The organism is Pseudoflavonifractor sp. BSD2780061688st1 E11, assembly GCF_005844125.1.
In the GTDB taxonomy this organism is placed as follows: domain Bacteria; phylum Bacillota; class Clostridia; order Lachnospirales; family Lachnospiraceae; genus Sellimonas; species Sellimonas catena.
Map to the genome: position 1 here is coordinate 1 of NZ_SPHM01000088.1, position 1,961 is coordinate 1,961.

Annotated in this window: 1 protein-coding gene; it reads left to right on the top strand. The window is 42.6% G+C overall.

Features of this window, described 5'->3' with window-relative positions; all coding sequences use genetic code 11:
• Nucleotides 1–138: 138 nt before the first annotated feature.
• A complete protein-coding gene (locus FGQ85_RS18055) occupies nucleotides 139–1,866 on the top strand; it encodes an IS1634 family transposase (RefSeq protein WP_138374153.1) in 1,728 nt (575 codons plus the stop codon).
• Nucleotides 1,867–1,961 lie beyond the last annotated feature (95 nt).

The following is a 1,961-nucleotide window of genomic DNA, read 5'->3' on the forward strand; positions in this document are numbered from 1 at the left end:
CGGGAGTTTGACAGTTGAATAATAGAAAAATACCTTGCAGGCCGCATAAAACCTGCTTTTTTTGTGTCAAATTTTTAGTTTTTATCTATGTTATTTTATGTTATCGTGTGATATAATAAGGGGAAGGAGGGATCGTCTATGAATCTTCACATATCAAAATCCAAAAACGCAGAGTCATTTTATATCTGCAGATCTTATGTAAAAGCTAATGGCAGCACTTCTTCCATGATCGTCCGCAAGCTGGGAACTTTAGAACAGCTTTTAGTTGAGCATGGCCCGACAAGAGATGATGTCCTTGCATGGGCAAAGAATGAAGTGAAAATAGAAACCGAAAAATATAAAAAGGAAAAAGAAGCTAAAACGGTCTTGATCCCATTTCATGCAGACAGGCAGTTAGATTATGATAAACAGGTTTTTTACCGGGGCGGCTACCTTTTCCTTCAATCAATCTATTATCAGATGCAGATGAATAAGATCTGTCGGAAACTGAAACAACGATATAAGTTTCAATATGACATCAATGCAATCCTTTCTGACTTGATCTATGCAAGGATACTGGAGCCATCCAGCAAGCGTTCTTCCTATAAAGCTGCATCGGAGTTCTTAGAGAAGCCTTCTTATGAACTTCATGATGTATACCGCGCGCTGGATGTCCTTGGTTCTGAATGTGACATGATCCAGGCAGAAGTCTATAAAAACAGCCATTTCATGGGGCAAAGGAATGATAAGGTCCTTTACTATGACTGCTCGAATTATTATTTCGAGATTGAGCAGGAAGACGGCAGCAAAAAGTACGGGAAAAGCAAAGAACACAGACCGAATCCGATCATCCAAATGGGGCTTTTCATGGACGGGGACGGGATTCCCCTTGCGTTTTCTCTCTTCCCGGGAAATGCAAACGAGCAGACATCGCTGAAACCGCTGGAGAAGAAAGTCCTTGGGGATTTCGGATGCCAGAAATTTATTTACTGCAGTGACGCCGGTCTGGGTTCAGAATCCATCCGTGAATACAATCATATGGGAGAGCGGGCTTATATCATAACCCAGTCGATCAAAAAGCTGAAGAAAGAAGAAAAAGAGTGGGCGCTGAGTTCGCAGGGATTTAAAAGGGTCTCCGATGACAAGCCGGTCGATATCACGAAACTGACGGAAGACGACAAAGGGCTTTATTACAAGGACGAACCGTATACCACAAAAAAGCTGCACCAGCGTTTAATCATAACTTATTCTCCAAAGTATGCCCTGTATCAGAAATCCATCCGCGACAAACAGGTGGAGCGGGCACAAAAAATGCTGGATTCGGGGAAGACAAAAAAGAACCGGAAGAACCCCAATGACCCGGCACGTTTCATTGGAAAGATGGCTGTTACAAAAGACGGGGAGGCTGCGGATATCAAGCAGTACCTGGATGAGGATAAGATTGCGGAAGAAGCACAGTATGACGGGCTCTATGCAGTATGCACAGATCTTTTGGATGATGAGGTCGGTGATATTTTAAAAGTAAGTGAAGGCAGATGGCAGATCGAGGAATGCTTCCGGATCATGAAAACAGATTTTTCTGCAAGGCCGGTTTATTTGCGAGAGGAGAATCGGATCAAGGCACATTTCCTGATCTGTTTCCTTGCATTGACCATCTACCGTTACCTTGAGAAAAAACTGGATTCAAAATATACCTGTGAACAACTCTTGGACACACTAAAAGCGATGAATTTTGCCGGGATACAGGAACAGGGGTTCATACCACTGTACCGGCGGGAAAAGATTACGGATGATCTTCATGAAGCCTGCGGTTTCCGGACGGACTACCAATTCATAACCAAAAGTAAAATGAGAACAATCCAGAAAAAAAGCAAAGGGAAGGAATAAATTACTATAGTTCAAAACAACGACAAAAATCGCTGTAGCCCAGTAAACACAAGGGATACAGCGATTTTTTCTTCCAATAACTGTCAAAGACAGGA

Excerpts from the sequence above, each read along its gene's own strand:
- FGQ85_RS18055 (WP_138374153.1), top strand. The coding sequence starts at position 139 with ATGAATCTTCACATATCAAAATCCAAAAACGCAGAGTCATTTTATATC.